Origin of the sequence: Microbacterium sp. NPDC007973, assembly GCF_042958465.1 — a bacterium.
In the GTDB taxonomy this organism is placed as follows: domain Bacteria; phylum Actinomycetota; class Actinomycetes; order Actinomycetales; family Microbacteriaceae; genus Microbacterium; species Microbacterium galbum.
The window spans coordinates 599,413-617,687 of the sequence record NZ_JBIBJJ010000001.1 but is presented as its reverse complement, the minus strand read 5'-3'; the positions used below and the strand labels follow the sequence as shown (position 1 = coordinate 617,687).

General features: G+C 69.1%; 16 protein-coding genes. 8 read left to right on the top strand and 8 right to left on the bottom strand.

Annotated elements, in window-relative coordinates:
* Window positions 1-291: 291 nt before the first annotated feature.
* The 8 genes from ACFZA2_RS03110 to sdhC all read right to left on the bottom strand — a co-directional run bounded on the left by ACFZA2_RS03110 (window position 292) and on the right by sdhC (window position 8,258).
* A complete protein-coding gene (locus ACFZA2_RS03110) occupies window positions 292-1,155 on the bottom strand; it encodes an Fpg/Nei family DNA glycosylase (RefSeq protein ID WP_391400459.1) in 864 nt (287 codons plus the stop codon).
* Between the two features lie 181 nt (window positions 1,156-1,336).
* The gene (gene trpS / locus ACFZA2_RS03105) at window positions 1,337-2,341 is read right to left on the bottom strand and encodes a tryptophan--tRNA ligase (protein ID WP_391400456.1); all 1,005 of its coding nucleotides are present in this window, start codon (window positions 2,339-2,341) and stop codon (window positions 1,337-1,339) included.
* 43 nt (window positions 2,342-2,384) lie between these two features.
* The gene (locus ACFZA2_RS03100; RefSeq protein WP_391400453.1) at window positions 2,385-3,233 is read right to left on the bottom strand and encodes an exodeoxyribonuclease III; all 849 of its coding nucleotides are present in this window, start codon (window positions 3,231-3,233) and stop codon (window positions 2,385-2,387) included.
* Window positions 3,234-3,301: 68 nt separating this feature from the next.
* Window positions 3,302-4,501 carry a YihY/virulence factor BrkB family protein gene (locus ACFZA2_RS03095; protein ID WP_391400451.1) on the bottom strand — a complete coding sequence of 400 codons (1,200 nt, stop codon included), beginning with the start codon at window positions 4,499-4,501 and terminating at the stop codon, window positions 3,302-3,304.
* Window positions 4,502-4,702: 201 nt separating this feature from the next.
* Entirely contained in the window at window positions 4,703-5,488 is a 786-nt protein-coding gene (locus tag ACFZA2_RS03090; RefSeq protein ID WP_391400450.1) for a succinate dehydrogenase iron-sulfur subunit, read from the bottom strand.
* Window position 5,489: 1 nt separating this feature from the next.
* Entirely contained in the window at window positions 5,490-7,319 is a 1,830-nt protein-coding gene (gene sdhA / locus ACFZA2_RS03085; RefSeq protein WP_391400448.1) for a succinate dehydrogenase flavoprotein subunit, read from the bottom strand.
* Between the two features lie 46 nt (window positions 7,320-7,365).
* Window positions 7,366-7,824: a succinate dehydrogenase hydrophobic membrane anchor subunit gene (locus tag ACFZA2_RS03080; RefSeq protein ID WP_391400445.1), complete on the bottom strand. Its 459-nt coding sequence runs from the start codon at window positions 7,822-7,824 to the stop codon at window positions 7,366-7,368.
* Complete coding sequence (sdhC, locus tag ACFZA2_RS03075; protein WP_074615813.1) at window positions 7,824-8,258, bottom strand: succinate dehydrogenase, cytochrome b556 subunit; 435 nt, start codon at window positions 8,256-8,258, stop codon at window positions 7,824-7,826. The genes ACFZA2_RS03080 and sdhC overlap by 1 nt, the downstream gene beginning before the upstream one ends.
* 227 nt (window positions 8,259-8,485) lie before the next feature.
* On the opposite strand from sdhC, the gene ACFZA2_RS03070 reads away from it, so the two are divergent.
* From ACFZA2_RS03070 to ACFZA2_RS03035, 8 genes are all read left to right on the top strand, one after another.
* Complete coding sequence (locus ACFZA2_RS03070) at window positions 8,486-9,604, top strand: mannose-1-phosphate guanylyltransferase (RefSeq protein ID WP_076674157.1); 1,119 nt, start codon at window positions 8,486-8,488, stop codon at window positions 9,602-9,604.
* 210 nt (window positions 9,605-9,814) lie between these two features.
* Complete coding sequence (locus ACFZA2_RS03065) at window positions 9,815-10,921, top strand: BMP family ABC transporter substrate-binding protein (protein WP_315993378.1); 1,107 nt, start codon at window positions 9,815-9,817, stop codon at window positions 10,919-10,921.
* A 163-nt stretch (window positions 10,922-11,084) separates the two neighbouring features.
* Window positions 11,085-12,605, top strand: coding sequence for an ABC transporter ATP-binding protein (locus tag ACFZA2_RS03060; RefSeq protein ID WP_391400440.1), 1,521 nt, complete (start codon window positions 11,085-11,087; stop codon window positions 12,603-12,605).
* Window positions 12,602-13,966 (top strand): ABC transporter permease, encoded by a 1,365-nt coding sequence (locus ACFZA2_RS03055; protein ID WP_391400437.1) that lies wholly within the window; start codon window positions 12,602-12,604, stop codon window positions 13,964-13,966. Before ACFZA2_RS03060 ends, ACFZA2_RS03055 begins: the two co-directional genes overlap by 4 nt.
* Window positions 13,963-15,258 (top strand): ABC transporter permease, encoded by a 1,296-nt coding sequence (locus ACFZA2_RS03050; protein WP_391400434.1) that lies wholly within the window; start codon window positions 13,963-13,965, stop codon window positions 15,256-15,258. Before ACFZA2_RS03055 ends, ACFZA2_RS03050 begins: the two co-directional genes overlap by 4 nt.
* 43 nt (window positions 15,259-15,301) lie before the next feature.
* Window positions 15,302-15,703 (top strand): cytidine deaminase, encoded by a 402-nt coding sequence (locus ACFZA2_RS03045; protein ID WP_058231121.1) that lies wholly within the window; start codon window positions 15,302-15,304, stop codon window positions 15,701-15,703.
* Window positions 15,700-17,001, top strand: a complete 1,302-nt coding sequence (locus tag ACFZA2_RS03040; RefSeq protein ID WP_391400430.1) for a thymidine phosphorylase — start codon at window positions 15,700-15,702, stop codon at window positions 16,999-17,001. The genes ACFZA2_RS03045 and ACFZA2_RS03040 overlap by 4 nt, the downstream gene beginning before the upstream one ends.
* A gap of 26 nt (window positions 17,002-17,027) precedes the next feature.
* Complete coding sequence (locus ACFZA2_RS03035) at window positions 17,028-18,140, top strand: adenosine deaminase (RefSeq protein WP_391400427.1); 1,113 nt, start codon at window positions 17,028-17,030, stop codon at window positions 18,138-18,140.
* Window positions 18,141-18,275 lie beyond the last annotated feature (135 nt).

Genomic DNA, 18,275 nt, shown 5'->3' with positions numbered 1-18,275 from the left:
CGGCCCCACCGCCATGGGCGGAAGGGTTCGCGGACTGTCACCGCCGGTTCGGATTCTCACCGACCCCGGAGCACGTTGTTTGCTCTTCGAAGTGTAGTCAACGCGGCGTTTACGGTTTCATTCCCCGACTTCTGATGACGTTTTCTGGTATCCACGCGGCGATGACAGGGCGGATGCGCGGACCTCGATCGCGGTGGCACCGGCGTTGCGCGCGCGGGCAGCGTCGTGAAAGCCCCGGAGTGGCATCGCGCCCGCGGGTGCGCTCCGGTAGGCGGCACTCGCGCCGCGGTCTCACTTCAGCAGGCGCGACAACCGCCGGTCGGCGAGCAGTTTGCCGCCGGTCTGACAGGTTGGGCAGTACTCGAGCGAGTTGTCGGCGAAGAAGACGCTGCGCACCTCGTCGCCGCACACGGGGCACGCCTCGCCGCGCCGCCCGTGCACGCGCATGCCCCGCCGCTTGGCATCCTTCAATTCGGCCGGCGGCTTGCCGCGCGCGGCCTCGACCGCTTCTGTGAGCGTCGTCGTCATCGCGGCGAAGAGGCGATCCACCTCGTCGTCCGCGAGGGTCGCCGCGAGCGCGTAGGGCGACATCTTCGCCGCGTGCAGGATCTCGTCGGAGTACGCGTTGCCGATGCCCGCGATGATCGACTGGTCGCGCAGCACGCCCTTGATCTGCGTGCGGCGGCCGACGAGGAGCGCGCCGAAGGCCTGGCGGTCGAAGCCTTCGCTCAGCGGGTCGGGGCCGAGACGGGCGATACCCGGGACCTCGTCGGGGGAGCGGACCGCGTACACGGCCAGCGACTTCTTCGTGCCCGCCTCGGTGAGGTCGAAGCCCGACCCGTCGTCGAAGCCGACGCGCAGGGCGATCGGGGTCTTGCCGGGCTTGATGATCGTCGCCGGAAGCGTGTCGTACCACCGCAGCCATCCCGCCTTGGCGAGATGGAAGACGAGGTGGATGCCGGCATCGGTCGTGAGGTCGACGAACTTGCCGTGCCGCCGGGCGTCGATCACCGCGGAGCCCACGAGCGCCGACAGCGGCGGGTCGAACGTCTTCAGCGCGTTGATCGCCGACACGGTGGCCTTGTCGATGCGCAGCCTCGTGATGCGACCCCCCAGGAACTCGACGAGTCCCTCGACCTCAGGCATCTCCGGCATGCGCCCATGCTGCCACGCACCTCCGACATCGGGGCCGGGCCTTGCGCCCTCGCCGAGCGCCGGCCACGGCCGCGGCGGGGGGCGTCGTCGTGCGACAGCTCGCCCGGGTCGGCAGCACCCGCGCGGAACCACGACGCCCGCACGACTCGCGGAGAGTCGCACGGGCGTCGAACGGAACGGATCAGCCGCGGCGGAGCAGGCCGATGCGGTCGTACACGTCGGAGAGGGTCTTCTCGGCGACGGATGCCGCCTTCCCGGCGTTGACGGCCAGCACGCGGTCGAGCTCGGCGGGGTCGTCGAGCAGCTCGAGGGCGCGCGTGCGAACCGGCTCGAACTCGTTCACGACCACCTCGGCCAGGCCCTTCTTGAAGTCGCCGTACCCGCGGCCGGCGTACTCGTCCTCGATCGCGGTGATCTCGCGGCCGGTCAGAGCCGAGTAGATCACGAGCAGATTCGAGACGCCCGGCTTCTCGTCGCGGTCGAAGCGCACCGCACCCTCGGAGTCGGTGACGGCGCGCATGATCTTCTTCGCGCTGACCTTGGGGTCGTCGAGCAGCCACAGCACGCCCGCGTCGGACTCGGCGGACTTCGACATCTTCGACGTCGGGTTCTGCAGGTCGTAGATGCGCGCCGTCTCGCGCCGGATCACCGGCTTGGGCACCGTGAACGTCTCGCCGAAGCGCTGGTTGAAGCGCTCGGCGAGGTCGCGCGTGAGCTCGATGTGCTGCTTCTGGTCGTCGCCGACGGGCACGACGTCGGTCTGGTAGAGCAGGATGTCGGCGGCCATCAGCACCGGATAGGTGAAGAGGCCGACGTTGGTGGCATCCGTGCCGTAGCGCGCCGACTTGTCCTTGAACTGCGTCATGCGCCCGGCCTCGCCGAAGCCGGTGAGCGTCGAGAGCACCCACTGCAGCTCCGCGTGGGCGGGCACGTGCGACTGCACGTACAGCGTCGAGCGGGAGGGCTCGATGCCCGCGGCGATGTACTGGGCGGCGGTGCGGCGGGTCTTCTCCCGACGCTCGGCGGGGTCGCCGGGCTGGGTGAGGGCGTGCAGGTCGACGACGGAGAAGAACGCGTCGTACTCGTCCTGCAGGTCGCGCCACTGCAGCAGGGCCCCGATGTAGTTGCCGATCTGGAGGCTGTCGGCGGAGGGCTGCATTCCGGAGTAGAGGCGCTCGGTGGTCACCGTACGATCCTAGGCGGCGCGCCGCGCGGCGGTGGTCGTCGCCTCAGCGCCCGAGCGTGTAGTCCACGACCACGGGGGAGTGGTCGCTCCACCGCGTGTCGTACGACGGCGCGCGGTCGACGCGGTACGCCGTGACCCGCTCGGCGAGCGCAGGGGTGGCGACGTGGTAATCGATGCGCCAGCCGCTGTCGGTGTCGAACGCCTTCCCGCGCATCGACCAGAACGTGTAGGGGCCATCGACCTCCCCCATGACGCGGCGGCCGACGTCAATCCACCCCAGGCCCGTGCCGGTCGATCCGTCGACGCCCTCGACCTGCTCGCCCGCGGGGCCGAAGAACCGATCGAAGTACGCGCGCTCGCGCGGGAGGAATCCGGCGTTCTTCCGGTTGCCCCGCCAGTTCTTGATGTCGAGCTCGCGGTGGCCGACATTCAGGTCGCCGGTGACGAGAGCCAGTTCGCGCTCGGCCTTCAGCGCCGCGAGACGCTGCTCCATGGCATCCAGGAACAACCACTTGGCGTCTTGCTTCGGGGTGTCGACCTCGCCGCTGTGCACGTAGGCGCTGACGATGGTGAGGGTCTCGCCGTCGATGTCGAAGTCGGTCTCGATCCAGCGGCCCGACGCGTCGAGCGGCTCGGGACCGAGGTGCGTGCGGGTCTCGACGCCGGGGAGGCGGCTGATGATCGCGACGCCGGCGCGCCCCTTCGCGAGCGCCTCGTCGTTGACGATCTCCCAGCCGGGAAGAGCCTCGGCGAGTTGCTCGGCGGAGGCGCGGACCTCTTGCAGGGTGACGATGTCGGCGCCGGAGGCGTCGAGCCACTCGACCATGCCCTTGCGGACGGCGGCACGGATGCCATTGACGTTGACGGAGACGATACGCACGGAACGAGCCACCCGACGAGCCTAACCGCGACCTCCGACATCGCCCCGGGCTGGACAGCACCGCGCGACCACGCAGGCCCTCAGTCGAGGATGAGCGAGGTGCGCCGCGGCGCGGGCACGTCCGCCTCGGCACGGGCGAGCACCTTCTCCGCCGCCGCGAGGCGCCGACGTGCGCGCCATCGCCACGGCCAGCGCGACAGGGAGAGCGCCTTCTCGGCCTCGCGCACCCCCACCTGCGCGGCGATGACGAGCGCCGCCTGCTCCATCGCCCGGCGGTCCTCGGGGGAGCGCAGGGGGACGTCGCGATCACCCGCGGCGACGGCGATCCAGGCGGCCGACACGAGGATCACGATGCCGATGAACCGGAACCACAGCAGGAAGCCGATGAGCACCGTGAACGTCGACAGGAGCGGATTCGACGGGGTGTAGACGAAGAGGAAGCCCGCTCCGATCTGGAGGACGACCATGCCCGTCGCCCCGACGATCGCACCCGGCCAGGTCCGCCGCCAGCTGAGGGTCGTCCCGGTGAGAAAGCGGAACAGCGCGGCGAGGGCGACGGTGTTGATCCCGAAGGCCACGATCAGCGAGATCAGCCGGGCCCCGACCGACCACCCGAGGGTCTCCTTGTCCCAGCCGATCAGCCCGAACACCAGATCCACGGCACCCGTGGTGATGGAGCCGAGCAGCGCTCCGATGAGCAGGGATATCCCGAAGAGCACCGAGGCGACGAAATCGCGGGCTTTGAGCATCACGTAGTTGCGCATGTCGAAGGGCAGGCCGAACGTGTCGCGCACCGCGCGTCGCGTGAACGTGACGAAGCCGATGGCCGTCCACACCACGACGACGACGGCGACGATCCCGGTGATGGTCAGGAGACGCCCGCTGTCCTGAGCGGCCAACTCGACCTGATCGCGGTCGACGAGACCGTTCTCGCTGATCAGCCCCGGGATGTAGCTGTTGATGATGCGGATGAGACCGTCGATCGCGGCTTTGCTTCCGCCCAACCAGATCCCGACCCCTGCGAATGCGAGGTACAGAGCCGAGAAGACGGCGAACAACCCCTGGTAGCTCATCCCCGCGGCGAGCAGGAAGCCGTTGTGCTGGAGGAAGTGCCGCCACACCCGGATCGGGAACCACTGCGCGATCTTCGCCGCGCGCGCGATCGGCTGATCGAGCCGCTCCCGCACGGCGACCTGCGCCGCTTCGAACCTGTTGCGCAGTGACGGGTCGTCGCCGCGCACCGCGGGCAGCGGTCGCGGGTCGGCGTGCGTCTCGGTCACCCGTCGAGCCTACTGAAGGGATGCCGAGGCCTCGGCGTCCCCCGGGCCACGTCATCCGCCCGCCCCTGCGTGAGTCGACAGGGTCTGTCGCTTCCGCGGGCATCGACGCGACGACTTCCGGCGAAACACGCGAGAGAGGGGCGCCACGAACGCCGAACGGCGGGTCCGCCTGCGCGCACCCGCCGTTCGAGAGGGGAGGGGTCAGCGACCGCCGCGGAGGACGGCCTGCTTGACCTCGGCGATGGCCTTGGTGACCTCGATGCCACGGGGGCACGCCTCGGTGCAGTTGAAGGTGGTGCGGCAGCGCCACACGCCCTCTTTGTCGTTGAGGATGTCGAGGCGCACGTCGCCCGCGTCGTCGCGCGAGTCGAAGATGAAGCGGTGCGCGTTGACGATCGCAGCGGGGCCGAAGTACTGCCCGTCCGTCCAGAACACGGGGCACGACGAGGTGCACGCGGCGCAGAGGATGCACTTGGTCGTGTCGTCGAAGACCTCGCGGTCGACGATCGACTGGATGCGCTCCTTGCCCGCCTCGGGCTTCGAGTTCGAGATGAGGAAGGGCTGCACCTCGCGGTAGGAGGCGAAGAACGGCTCCATGTCGACGATGAGGTCCTTCTCGAGGGGCAGGCCCTTGATCGCCTCGACGTAGATCGGCTGCGAGATGTCGAGATCCTTGATCAGGGTCTTGCAGGCGAGACGGTTGCGACCGTTGATGCGCATGGCATCCGATCCGCAGATGCCGTGCGCGCACGAGCGGCGGAACGACAGCGAACCGTCGACCTCCCACTTGATCTTGTGCAGGGCGTCGAGCACGCGGTCGGTGGAGTACAGCTCCACGTCGTAGTCGACCCAACGGGGCTCGTCGTCGACCTCGGGGTCGAAGCGGCGGATGTTGAAGGTGACGAGGAACGACTGGATGCCGGTGTCCTCAGGAGTCTGCTCGACCTCTTCCGAGGTGTCGACCTGCTCGATGACGGTGGATGCCATCTCAGTACTTCCTCTCCAGCGGCGGGTAGCGCAGCTCCCCGGCCTCGTTCTTGGTGAAGACCACGGGCTTCCAGCCGAGTTCGATGTGGTCGGCGGGGTGCGACGAGTGGGGGTCGCCCGACAGGTACGCCATGGTGTGCTGCATGTAGTTCTCGTCGTCGCGCGTGGGGAAGTCGTCGCGCATGTGACCGCCGCGGCTCTCCTCGCGGTTCTGCGCCGAGTAGACGACGACCTCGGCGAGGTCGAGCAGGAACCCGAGCTCGACCGCCTCGAGCAGGTCGGTGTTGAAGCGCTTGCCCTTGTCGTCGACGTGGATGTTCTTGTAGCGCTCGCGGAGGTCCGCGATCACATCCATGACGTGCGCGAGGGACTCGTGCGTGCGGAACACCTGCGCGCCCTTGTCCATCTCGTCCTGCAGCGTCTTGCGCAGCACCGCGATGCGCTCGGTCCCGCTGTTGCTGCGCAGGCCCTCGATCAGGCCGCGCACCTCGGCGGCGGGGTCTTCGGGCAGCGGCACGAACTCGGCGGTCTTGACGTACTCGACGGCGTTGCGGCCGGCGCGCTTGCCGAAGACGTTGATGTCGAGCAGCGAGTTGGTGCCCAGACGGTTCGAGCCGTGCACCGAGACGCACGCGCACTCGCCGGCCGCGTACAGGCCCGGGACGACGGTGTCGTTGTCGGCGAGCACTTCGGCCTTGATGTTGGTCGGGATGCCGCCCATCGCGTAGTGCGCGGTCGGCATGACGGGCACCGGCTCGACGACCGGGTCGACCCCCAGGTAGGTACGGGCGAACTCGGTGATGTCGGGGAGCTTGGTCTCGAGCACCTCGGCACCCAGGTGCGTGCAGTCCAGCAGCACGTAGTCGCGGTGGGGACCGGCGCCGCGGCCCTCGGCCACCTCCTGGACCATGCAGCGGGCGACGATGTCGCGGGGAGCGAGGTCCTTGATGGTGGGGGCGTAGCGCTCCATGAAGCGCTCGCCGCTGGCGTTGCGCAGGATGGCGCCCTCACCGCGGGCGCCCTCGGTGAGGAGGATGCCGAGACCGGCGAGGCCGGTGGGGTGGAACTGGAAGAACTCCATGTCCTCGAGCGGCAGGCCCTTGCGCCACACGATGCCGACGCCGTCACCGGTGAGGGTGTGCGCGTTGGAGGTGGTCTTGAAGATCTTGCCGAAGCCGCCGGTCGCGAACACCACGGCCTTGGACTGGAAGACGTGCAGCTCGCCCGTCGCGAGGTCGTAGGCCACGACGCCGGCGATCTGCGTCTTGCCGGCGGCATCCTTCACCGTGATGAGGTCGAGCACATAGAACTCGTTGAAGAAGTTGATGCCGAGCTTGACGCAGTTCTGGAAGAGCGTCTGCAGGATCATGTGGCCGGTGCGGTCGGCGGCGTAGCACGCGCGGCGCACGGGGGTCTTGCCGTGATCGGCCGTGTGACCGCCGAAGCGGCGCTGGTCGATCTTGCCCTCGGGCGTGCGGTTGAAGGGCAGGCCCATGTTCTCGAGGTCGATGACGGCGTCGATGGCCTCTTTGGCGAGGATCTCCGCGGCATCCTGGTCGACGAGGTAGTCGCCGCCCTTGATGGTGTCGAAGGTGTGCCACTCCCAGGAGTCCTCTTCGACGTTCGCGAGCGCCGCGGCCATGCCGCCCTGCGCCGCACCGGTGTGCGAGCGCGTGGGGTAGAGCTTCGAGATGACGGCGGTCTTCGCGCCGGGGCCGGCCTCGATGGCCGCGCGCATTCCTGCGCCGCCCGCGCCGACGATGACGACGTCGAACTGGTGGTAGTGGACGCCGTCTTTGACGATCGAGTCCGAGCTGGTCTGAGTGCTCACGTGTGCGATACCTCTGCTGTCAGGGGAAAGAAGGGATGCCGTCGGCTCAGGCCGCCTGGCACACGTCCCACAGGGAGCTGCTCTCGGTCACGCCGAGGCAGGGGTCGAAGGTGAAGACGACGAGCGTGCCGAGCAGGATGAGGAACCCGGCCGACACCCACAGCGAGCCCACGAGGATCGTGCGGATGCGGGCGTTCGTGACGTAGTCGTTCACGATCGTGCGCATGCCGTTGGCGCCGTGGATGAGGGCCAGCCAGAGCATCAGCACGTCCCACCACTGCCAGAACGGCGAGGCGAGCTTGCCCGCGACGAACGCGAAGTCGATCTGGTGGATGCCCTCGCCCGTCATGAGGTTGACGAAGAGGTGGCCGAAGATCAGGACGATCAGCAGCACGCCGGAGGCGCGCATGTAGATCCAGCCCCACTTCTCGAGGTTGGTGCCCTTCTTGCGCACGGCAGGAGTGCGGGGCGCGGGGATCGTGGCGGCTTCTTGGGCGACGGACATCAGTGGCTCCCGGTGACGGCGCTGAAGACGTTGATCAGGTGGCGCGGGGTGAATCCCAGCATGGTGACGACCCAGAGGCCGAGCACGCCCCACCACAGCTGACGCTGGTGGCGCGTGGCCCACGGCCAGAAGTCGACCAGGATGATGCGCAGGCCGTTGAACGCGTGGTAGGCGATCGCGCCGACCAGAGCCACCTCGCCGAGACCCATGACCGGGTTCTTGTAGGTGCCGATGACGGCGTCGTAGGCCTCGGGCGAAACGCGGATGAGCGCCGTGTCGAGGATGTGCACGAGGAGGAAGAAGAAGATCGCCACCCCGGTGATGCGATGAAGGACCCACGACCACATGCCCTCACGGCCGCGGTAGAGAGTGCCGCGAGGCCTCTTCGAAGTGGTCTCTTTCACCGACGGCGTGGCACGTGCTGGTGCTGACACGGTCGTCCTCCCTGATCGAACACGGTGTGGGACCCACGCGGGTCCGAGCGTCACACGGGCGCCATCGAATACTACGTCCGGCCTATGAACGGCGGGGATTAGGGCCGCCTAAGACTCTCTCGACATCGAGATATCTTCGGAGGCCGCCGACGTCGCGTTCCGGTGCCGTCGATCACCCGTCACCGCGCGGAAAAGCACGCGTGCGCGCGGGCAGTAGGGTCGGAGCCATGGCCGACATCGCTATCGACGACTTCTACGCCGTTATCCCCGCCGGTGGGATCGGCAGCCGCCTGTGGCCGCTGTCGCGCGCCGACGCCCCCAAGTTCCTCCACGACCTCACCGGGTCGGGCCAGACGCTGCTGCGCGACACGTGGGATCGCCTCGCCCCGCTCTCGGGTGCCGACCGCATCGCCGTCGTGACGGGCCGTGCCCACCGCGCGGCCGTCGAACGCGAGCTCCCCGGCGTCCCCGACCACAACGTCTTCCTCGAATCGGAGCCGCGCGACTCCTCCGCGGCGATCGGTCTCGCCGCCGCCATCCTCGTGCGCCGCGAGCCCGACGTCATCATCGGCTCGTTCGCCGCCGACCACGTCATCCGCCAGACGCGTCAGTTCGACTTCGCCGTTCGTCAGGCCGTGGCCGTCGCACGGGCCGGATACATCTGCACCATCGGCATCCAGCCGAGCGAGCCCTCCGTCGGCTTCGGCTACATCAAGCAGTCCGACGAGCTCATCGTCGACGACGCTCCCGAGGCGTACATGGTCGAGCGCTTCGTCGAGAAGCCCGACCTTGACACCGCGAAGGAGTACTTCTCGGACCGCGCGTACCTCTGGAACGCGGGCATGTTCATCACCCGCGCCGACGTGCTGCTCGCCGAGCTCGCCGTCAACGAGCCCGAACTGCATGCGGGGCTGCTCGAGCTCGCCGAGGCGTGGGACGACCGCGATCGTCGCGGCCCCGCGGTCGACCGCATCTGGCCGGGATTGAAGAAGATCGCCATCGACTACTCCGTCGCCGAGCCGGCCGCCGAGAAGGGGCGCCTGGCGGTCATCCCGGGGCACTTCGATTGGGACGACGTGGGCGACTTCGCGAGCCTGTCGAAACTGAACTCCTCGGGCGGACGCAACGAGCTGGCGATCCTGGGTGAGGACGCCCGCGTGCTCTCCGACGCCTCCAGCGGCATCGTGGTCTCGCAGACCAAGCGCGTGATCAGCCTCATCGGCGTGCGCGACATCGTCGTGGTCGACACCCCCGACGCGCTCCTGGTGACCACGAGCGAGAACGCGCAGCGCGTGAAGGGCGTCGTCGACGCCCTCAAGCTCACCGGCCGCGGCGACGTCCTCTGACAGCGGATGCCGTTGACACCGGATGCCGTGCCGCGTGGCATCCAGTGTCTAGCTCGCTGCGGCGTGTGGCGGTCGCGTGACGCGAGATTGCGTCTTTGTAACCATTGATGCGCGCGGGGCTCTCGTGGACGCAAGCCCGCCGACACAGTAGGTAACGTGACGGGATCGTCCCCCGAACCCGTTGGGGGCATCCGTCTTGGAGGACCATTCGTGAAGACCACGAAGAAGGCCGTCGTCAGCGGCCTCGCCATGATCGGCGCCGCGGCGCTGCTCGCCGGTTGCGGCGCCGCACCCGAGAGCAACGGCGCATCCGGTGGTGCCGCCGCCGGCGCCAGCGACTACCTGCCCTGCATGGTGTCCGACTCGGGTGGATTCGACGACAAGTCGTTCAACCAGCTCGGCAAGGAGGGCCTCGACGCCGCCGCTTCCGAGCTCGGCTCGAAGAAGCCCATCGAGGTGCAGTCGCAGTCCGAGACCGACTTCGCGTCGAACCTGCAGAACCTCGTCGACCAGGGCTGCAACACCATCATCACCGTCGGCTTCCTGCTCGCCCCCGCCGCACTGGAGTCCGCCACGGCGAACCCCGACCTGCAGTACGTCTCGATCGACGACACCGTCGACCAGAACTTCGACGGCACCACCGACGCCCCGAACATCAAGCCGATCATCTTCGACACCGCTCAGGCGGCGTACCTCGCCGGCTACCTGGCCGCGGGCACGTCGAAGACCGGCGTCGTCGGCACCTTCGGCGGCATGAACATCCCGACCGTGACGATCTTCATGGACGGCTTCGCCCAGGGCGTCGAGAAGTACAACACCGACAACAACGCGTCCGTGCGCGTCGTCGGGTGGGACCGCACCGCCAAGGACGGCTCGTTCACCGGTGGCTTCGAGGCCAACGACACCGCGCGCCAGACCGCGCAGGCGATCATCGACCAGAACGTCGACGTGCTGCTGCCCGTCGGTGGCCCGATCTACCAGTCGGCCGCCGTCGCCATCCAGGACTCCGGCCGCGAGATCGCGCTCGTCGGCGTGGACGCCGACGTGTACGAGACCGACCCCGGCATCGGCGACCTGCTGCTGACCTCGATCCTCAAGGGCATCGACGTGGGCACCAAGGACGCGATCGTCGCCGCGGGCGAGGGCTCGTTCGACACCGCCCCGTTCGTCGGCACGCTCGAGAACGACGGCGTGGGCCTGGCCCCGTTCCACGACTGGTCCGACCGTGTCCCGGCCGACCTGTCGTCGAAGGTCGACGCGCTGAAGGCCGACGTCATCAGCGGGAAGATCAAGGTCGAGTCCTACCTGGCCGGCTGAGAGAACTCCACTCTCCAGGGGAGGCCGGCGCGATGCCGGCCTCCCCTCCTCATGGAGCGGGCGCCCTGCGCCCCTCCTCCCCAGACGCCGATCCGCTCACGAGGCGGGTCGGTCTCGTCGGACGCCTCCCTCGTCCGATGCCACAGAACTTAGGATCGGGAACATGAAGCTCGAACTCCGCGGGATCACGAAAACCTTCGGGTCCCTGGTGGCGAACGATCACATCGACCTCACCGTCGAGGCCGGAGAGATCCACTGCCTGCTCGGCGAGAACGGTGCCGGCAAGTCCACCCTGATGAACGTCCTCTACGGCCTCTACCAGGCCGACGGGGGAGAGATCCTGCTCGACGACGCCGTCCAGCATTTCTCCGGTCCCGGCGACGCGATGCGCGCGGGAATCGGCATGGTGCACCAGCACTTCATGCTCATCCCCGTCTTCACGGTGGCCGAGAACGTCATGCTCGGCCACGAGCCCACCAAGGTCGGCGGTCGCCTCGACCTCACGGCCGCCCGCGCGAAAGTGCGCGAGATCTCCGATCGCTTCGGGTTCGACGTCGACCCCGACGCCCTCGTCGACGACCTGCCCGTCGGCGTGCAGCAGCGCGTCGAGATCATCAAGGCCCTCTCCCGGGATGCCAAGGTGCTCGTCTTCGACGAGCCCACGGCCGTGCTCACCCCGCAGGAGACCGACGAGCTGATGGCGATCATGCGCCAGCTCAAGGCCGCGGGGACCTCGATCGTCTTCATCACCCACAAGCTCCGCGAGGTACGCGAGGTCGCAGACCGCATCACGGTCATCCGCCTCGGCAAGGTCGTGGGCGAGGCCGACCCGCGCGCCTCGAACGCCGAGCTGGCCTCGCTCATGGTCGGCCGCGCGGTCGAGCTCACCGTGCAGAAGGAGGAGCCGACGCTCGGCGACGTCGGCCTCTCGGTGTCGAACCTCACGGTCGTCGACCCCATCGGACAGCTCGTCGTCAACGACGTCAGCTTCGACGTGCGTCGGGGCGAGGTGCTCGCCATCGCCGGTGTGCAGGGCAACGGTCAGACCGAGCTCACCGAGGCGCTGCTCGGGCTGCAGGAGCGCGTCGAGGGTTCCGTCGTTCTCGACGGGACGGAGCTGAACGGACGGAGCGTGCGCGCGGTCCTCGACGCGGGAGTGGGCTTCGTCCCCGAAGACCGCAAGGAAGACGGCCTGGTGGGGGAGTTCTCCATCGCCGAGAACCTCATGCTCGACCGCGCCGACGGCGCGCCGTTCGTCAAGGGCGGCGCGATCCAGCTGTCCGCCCTCGCCGACTTCGCGCGCGAGAAGGTCACCGAGTTCGATGTGCGCACTCCCTCGATCGAGACCCCCGTGGGGCGTCTGTCGGGCGGCAACCAGCAGAAGGTCGTGCTGGCGCGCGAGTTGAGCCGTGACCTGCGCCTGTTCGTCGCGGCCCAGCCGACCCGTGGCGTCGACGTCGGCTCCATCGAATTCATCCACAAGCGCGTCATCGAGACGCGCGACGCCGGAGTCCCCGTCATCGTGGTCTCCACCGAGCTCGACGAGGTGACCGCCCTCGCCGACCGCATCATGGTGATGTACCGCGGTCGCGTCGTGGGCATCGTCCCCGGCGACACCTCGCGCGACGTGCTGGGCCTCATGATGGCCGGCGAAGCGCCCCAGAACGAAGGAGTCGCGGCGTGAGCGATCCGCACAGCCCGCACGACCCGACCGCCGCGCGCGCCGAGCGCGCCGCGGAGGTCGCCGAGGCCGGTCAGGCCGACCTCGCCCTCGAGGGCGAATCCCGCATCGATCCCGCCACGGAGGCACGCGTGGTCGCCCCCGAACCGGCGGACGACGAGAACCGCTGGCGGCGGGCGCTCCGCGAGATCGCCACCGGCAACGCCATCATCTCGGTGCTGGCCGTCATCCTGGCCCTGCTCGTCGGCGCCATCATGATCGCCGCCACCGACGAGAACGTGCAGGCCGCAGCGGGGTACTTCTTCGCGCGACCGGGCGACACCCTCGCCGCCATCTGGCAGTCGGTCTCCGGTGCGTACTCGTCGTTCTTCCAGGGCGCGATCTACAACTTCCGTCGTCCGGAGTTCGCCACCGGCATCCGGCCGTTGACCGAGACGCTCACCTTCGCCACGCCGCTCATCGCGGCCGGTCTCGGTGTCGCCCTTGCCTTCCGCGTCGGCATGTTCAACATCGGTGGCCGCGGCCAGATGCTCGTCGCCGCCGCTGCCGGCGGATGGGTCGCCTTCGCGTTCGACCTGCCGTGGGGCATCCACATGATCGTCGCCCTCGTCGCGGGTGTCGTCGCGGGAGCCGTCTGGGCCGGTATCGCCGGTGTGCTCAAGGCGCGCACCGGAGCGCACGAGGTGATCGTGACGATCATGCTGAACTACGTCGCGTTCTACATCGTGTACTACCTCCTGCGCACCCCCGGGCTGCTGCAGGCACCGGGATCGAACAACCCCACGACCCCTCCGATGAAGGACACCGCGGTGTTCCCCGACCTCTTCGGCTCCGGGTACAACCTGCACTTCGGTTTCGTGCTCTCGCTCGTCGCCGTCGCGGTGGTCTGGTGGATCCTCGAGCGCTCGTCGCTCGGCTTCCGCTTCCGCGCCGTGGGCCTGAACCCGAACGCGGCGCGCGTGGCCGGCATCAACGTGAAGTCGATGTACGTCTACGCGATGCTCATCTCGGGAGCCCTCGTGGGCCTCGCGGGCGTCGACCAGGTGCTCGGCACGGTGACCACCGGCTTCTCGAGCGGCATCGACGCCGGTATCGGCTTCGACGCCATCACCGTGGCCCTGCTCGGTCGTTCCACCCCCGTCGGCGTGCTGGTCGCCGGCATCCTGTTCGGCGCGTTCAAGGCCGGCGGCTTCGCCATGCAGGCGGCCAACGGCGTTCCGGTCGACATCGTCCTGGTCGTGCAGTCGCTCATCGTGCTCTTCATCGCGGCGCCGCCGCTGGTGCGCGCGATCTTCCGTCTGCCGGCCCCCGGGGCGCGCCAGCCCAAGGTGCGCGCCGCCAAGAAGAAGGAGGCGGCCCGGTGAGCACCACCGCCGCACACCCCGAGGCCACGGCTCCGGAGGCGCTCGACACCGCTGTCGTCGTCAGCTGGAAGGCGCCCATTGTCTACGGCGTCATCACGGTGCTGGCCGCCGTGCTGTTCATCGTCGCCCGTCAGGACGGCGATGCCGTCTTCCGCATCTCGAGTCCCGGTGAGTTCCTGCAACTGCCCGAGGTCGTCCTCGGCGGCGTCGTCACAGGCATCGTCTGCACGGTGCTGCTCGCCGTGGTCACGCTCGCGAGCGCGATGATGGTGCGGGCGCACCGTCGCCCCCCGATCTGGCTCGCCGTGATCTTCGCCCTCGTCTTCATGGTCGGCTTCCTCACCTGGGCGGCCGCGGGGGCGACCACCTCGGTGATCCCGCTGACCGGTCTGCTGGCCGGTGGACTCAGCCTGTCGGTTCCGCTCATCTTCGGTGCCATGGCGGGTGTGCTCAGCGAGCGCGTCGGCGTCGTGAACATCGCCATCGAGGGCCAGCTGCTCGCGGGGGCGTTCACCTCCGCGATCGTGGCCACCGCGACGGGCAACCCGTTCATCGGGCTGCTCGCGGCCGGAGTCTCCGGCGTGCTCGTATCGTTCGTGCTGGCGGCCTTCGCGATCAAGTACTTCGTCGACCAGGTCATCGTCGGTGTCGTGCTCAACGTGCTCGTGGTGGGCCTGACGAGCTTCCTGTTCTCCCAGGTCCTCGCGCCCAACGCCGCGACGCTGAACTCGCCGCCCCGCTTCCCGCGTCTGCCCATCCCCTTCCTGGCCGACATCCCGATCATCGGACCGATGCTGTTCAACCAGACGGTCATCGTCTACCTGATGTACGTCACGGTCGCCTTGGTCTACCTCGGGCTGTTCCACACGCGCTGGGGCCTGCGCCTTCGCGCGGTGGGCGAGCACCCGCAGGCTGCCGACACCGTCGGCATCAACATCGCCAAGACGCGCTTCTGGAACGTCTCGCTGGGCGGGGCCATCGCGGGCCTCGGCGGCGCGTTCTTCACGCTCGGCTCGGTCGGCGCCTTCAACAAGGAGATGACGGCGGGTGCCGGTTACATCGCCCTCGCCGCGGTCATCTTCGGCCAGTGGGACCCGATCCGGGCGACGCTCGCGGCTCTGCTGTTCGGCTTCGCATCGAACCTGCAGAACACCCTCGGCGTGATCGGATCGCCCGTGCCCAGCGAGTTCATGCTCATGCTGCCGTACGTCGTGACGATCTTCGCCGTCGCCGGTCTCGTCGGAAAGGTCCGCGGACCCGCGGCCGCCGGCAAACCGTACATCAAGGGCTGACCCAGCCCGCTTCCCCCTTCACGAGAGGACCCTCCGCACCACGATGACCGACATCGATTGGGACGAACTCCGTTCCGCCGCGACGGACGCCATGCATCGCGCCTACGCGCCCTACTCCCGCTTCAAGGTGGGCGCCGCGGCGCTCGTCGCCGACGGGCGCATCGTCTCGGGATGCAACGTCGAGAACGCCTCGTACGGCGTGACGCTGTGCGCCGAGTGCGGCCTGGTCTCCGAGCTGCACATGTCGGGCGGCGGTCAGCTGGTGGCCTTCGTGTGCGTCGACGGCGAGGGACGCACCCTCATGCCGTGCGGTCGCTGCCGTCAGCTGCTCTTCGAACACGCGATCCCCGGGATGCTGCTCGAAACGGTCAGCGGCATCCGGACGATCGACGAGGTGCTGCCCGACGCGTTCGGGCCCCGCGACCTCGAGGAGGCGGCGCGATGAGCGCTCAGGGATCGGTGGAGTCGTACGACGCCGTCGACATCATCCGCGCTCAGCGCGACGGACGCGCGATCACCGAGGGCGAGATCCGCTGGCTCGTCGACGCCTACACGCGCGGCTACGTCATGGACGCGCAGATGTCGGCGTTCACGATGGCGGTGCTGCTGAACGGCCTCGGTCGCGACCAGATCCGCGTGCTCACCGACGCCATGATCGCGTCGGGCGAGCGCATGGACTTCTCCTCCCTCGGCAAGGTGACCGTCGACAAGCACTCGACGGGAGGCGTGGGCGACAAGATCACCCTGCCGCTCGCGCCGCTGGTGGCAGCCTTCGGCGTCGCCGTGCCGCAGCTCTCGGGCCGGGGGCTCGGCCACACCGGTGGCACTCTCGACAAGCTCGAGTCGATCCCCGGCTGGCGTGCGGCGCTGTCGAACGACGAGATCATGGCCCAGCTGCGTGACGTGGGCGCGGTCATCTGCGCCGCGGGCACGGGCCTCGCGCCCGCCGACAAGAAGCTCTACGCGCTTCGCGACGTCACCGGCACAGTGGAGGCCATTCCGCTCATCGCCTCCAGCATCATGTCGAAGAAGATCGCCGAGGGCACCGACTCGCTCGTGCTCGACGTGAAGTTCGGCTCGGGTGCCTTCATGCAGGACATCGACCGCGCGCGCGAGCTCGCCGAGACGATGGTCGCGCTCGGCACCGACTCGGGTGTGAACACCACCGCGCTGCTCACCGACATGAACACCCCGCTGGGCCTCGCCATCGGCAACGCCAACGAGGTGCGCGAGTCGGTCGAGGTGCTGGCGGGAGGCGGACCCGCCGACGTGGTCGAGCTGACCGTGGCCCTCGCCCGCGAGATGCTCACGCTGGCGGGCCGGCCCGACGCCGACGTCGAGGCGGCGCTGCGCGACGGTCGCGCGATGGACGTATGGAAGCGCATGATCCGCGCCCAGGACGGCGACCCCGATGCGGCCCTCCCCACCCCGCGCGAGACGCACACGGTCGTCGCCGATCGCTCCGGTGTCGTCACGCGCGTCGACGCCCTGCCCTTCGGCATCGGGGCCTGGCGTCTGGGCGCGGGTCGCGCGCGGGCGGAGGATGCCGTCGTGCACGCGGCGGGTATCGACCTGCACGTGACGGTGGGCCAGTCCATCGCCGCCGGCCAGCCGCTGTTCACCCTGTCGGCCGACGATGAGACGCGCTTCGCGCGCGCCCTCGACGCGGTCGACGGTGCGTGGGAGATCGGCGACACCGCCCCGGCGGCGACGTCGATCGTGCGCGAACGCATCACCGCGTGATGGCATCCAGCAAGAGGAGCACCCCCATGGGCACAGCCACCGAGGACTTCCGCGTCGACGGCGTGAAGGTGAAGAACCTCCCGAAGGTGTCGCTGCACGATCATCTCGACGGGGGACTGCGTCCGCAGACCGTGCTCGAGCTCGCGGACGAGATCGACCTCGACCTCCCCGCCGACGATGCGAAGGGCTTGAAGGCCTGGTTCAGCGACCACATCGACGGCGGCTCGCTCGAGGACTACCTCGAGAAGTTCGACGTCACCGTAGGCGTCATGCAGACGCGCGAGGGTCTCGTGCGCGTCGCGAAGGAGTTCGTCGAAGACCTCGCCGCCGACGGCGTCGTGTACGGCGAGGTGCGCTGGGCGCCCGAGCAGCACCTGACCCGCGGTCTCAGCCTCGACGACGTCGTGGACGCCGTGCAGGAGGGCATCGAGGAGGGAGAGGATGCCGCAGACGCCCGCGGACACGACATCCGCGTCGGTCAGCTCCTCACCGCGATGCGCCACACCGACAATTCGCGCGAGATCGCCGAGCTCGCCGTCGCGTGGCGCGGGCGGGGCGTGGTCGGGTTCGACCTCGCGGGGGCGGAGGACGGGTTCCTCCCCAGCCGCCACCGTGCCGCGTTCGACTACCTCGCCGAGCAGTTCTTCCCGACCACCGTGCACGCGGGGGAGGGCGCCGGCCTGGCATCCATCCGCTCCGCACTGATCGACGGGCGCGCCCTCCGCCTCGGCCACGGTGTGCGCATCGCCAACGACCTCGACGTCGTGTCCCGCGAGGGAGAAGACGTGCAGGTCACATTCGGCGACCTGGCGCGCTGGGTGCGCGACCGCGAGATCACGCTCGAGCTGTCGCCGACGTCGAACCTGCAGTCGGGTGCCGTCAAAGCCTGGGGCGACACCATGGACGCCCACCCCTTCGACCTGCTGTACCAGCTCGACTTCTCGGTCACGGTGAACGTCGACAACCGCCTGATGAGTGCGACGACGCTCACGCGCGAGCTGGGGCTGCTGGCGGAGGCGTTCGAGTACGGCCTCGACGATCTCGAGGCCTTCCAGCTGAACGCCGCTGCCGGGGCGTTCCTCCCGGTGGAGGAGCGCGAGGAGCTCATCGAGATCATCTCGGACGGCTTCCAGCGCTGAGTCGCGGCGTCGAGTGGCGCGTACCCGCGGGTGCGCGCCACGTCGTCCTGCGGCGCCCTCCCCCCCCCCCCCCCCCCCGGGGGGGGGGGGGGGCGGGGGGGGGGGGGGGGGGGCCGGGGGAGGCGCCGCCGGCGC

What these genes read in the sequence shown, in the direction of transcription:
- ACFZA2_RS03110 (WP_391400459.1), bottom strand. Translation starts at nt 1,155, where the DNA reads ATGCCGGAGATGCCTGAGGTCGAGGGACTCGTCGAGTTCCTGGGGGGT.
- ACFZA2_RS03090 (WP_391400450.1), bottom strand. Translation starts at nt 5,488, where the DNA reads ATGGCATCCACCGTCATCGAGCAGGTCGACACCTCGGAAGAGGTCGAG.
- ACFZA2_RS03080 (WP_391400445.1), bottom strand. Translation starts at nt 7,824, where the DNA reads ATGTCCGTCGCCCAAGAAGCCGCCACGATCCCCGCGCCCCGCACTCCT.
- ACFZA2_RS03070 (WP_076674157.1), top strand. Translation starts at nt 8,486, where the DNA reads ATGGCCGACATCGCTATCGACGACTTCTACGCCGTTATCCCCGCCGGT.
- ACFZA2_RS03060 (WP_391400440.1), top strand. Translation starts at nt 11,085, where the DNA reads ATGAAGCTCGAACTCCGCGGGATCACGAAAACCTTCGGGTCCCTGGTG.
- ACFZA2_RS03045 (WP_058231121.1), top strand. Translation starts at nt 15,302, where the DNA reads ATGACCGACATCGATTGGGACGAACTCCGTTCCGCCGCGACGGACGCC.
- ACFZA2_RS03040 (WP_391400430.1), top strand. Translation starts at nt 15,700, where the DNA reads ATGAGCGCTCAGGGATCGGTGGAGTCGTACGACGCCGTCGACATCATC.
- ACFZA2_RS03035 (WP_391400427.1), top strand. Translation starts at nt 17,028, where the DNA reads ATGGGCACAGCCACCGAGGACTTCCGCGTCGACGGCGTGAAGGTGAAG.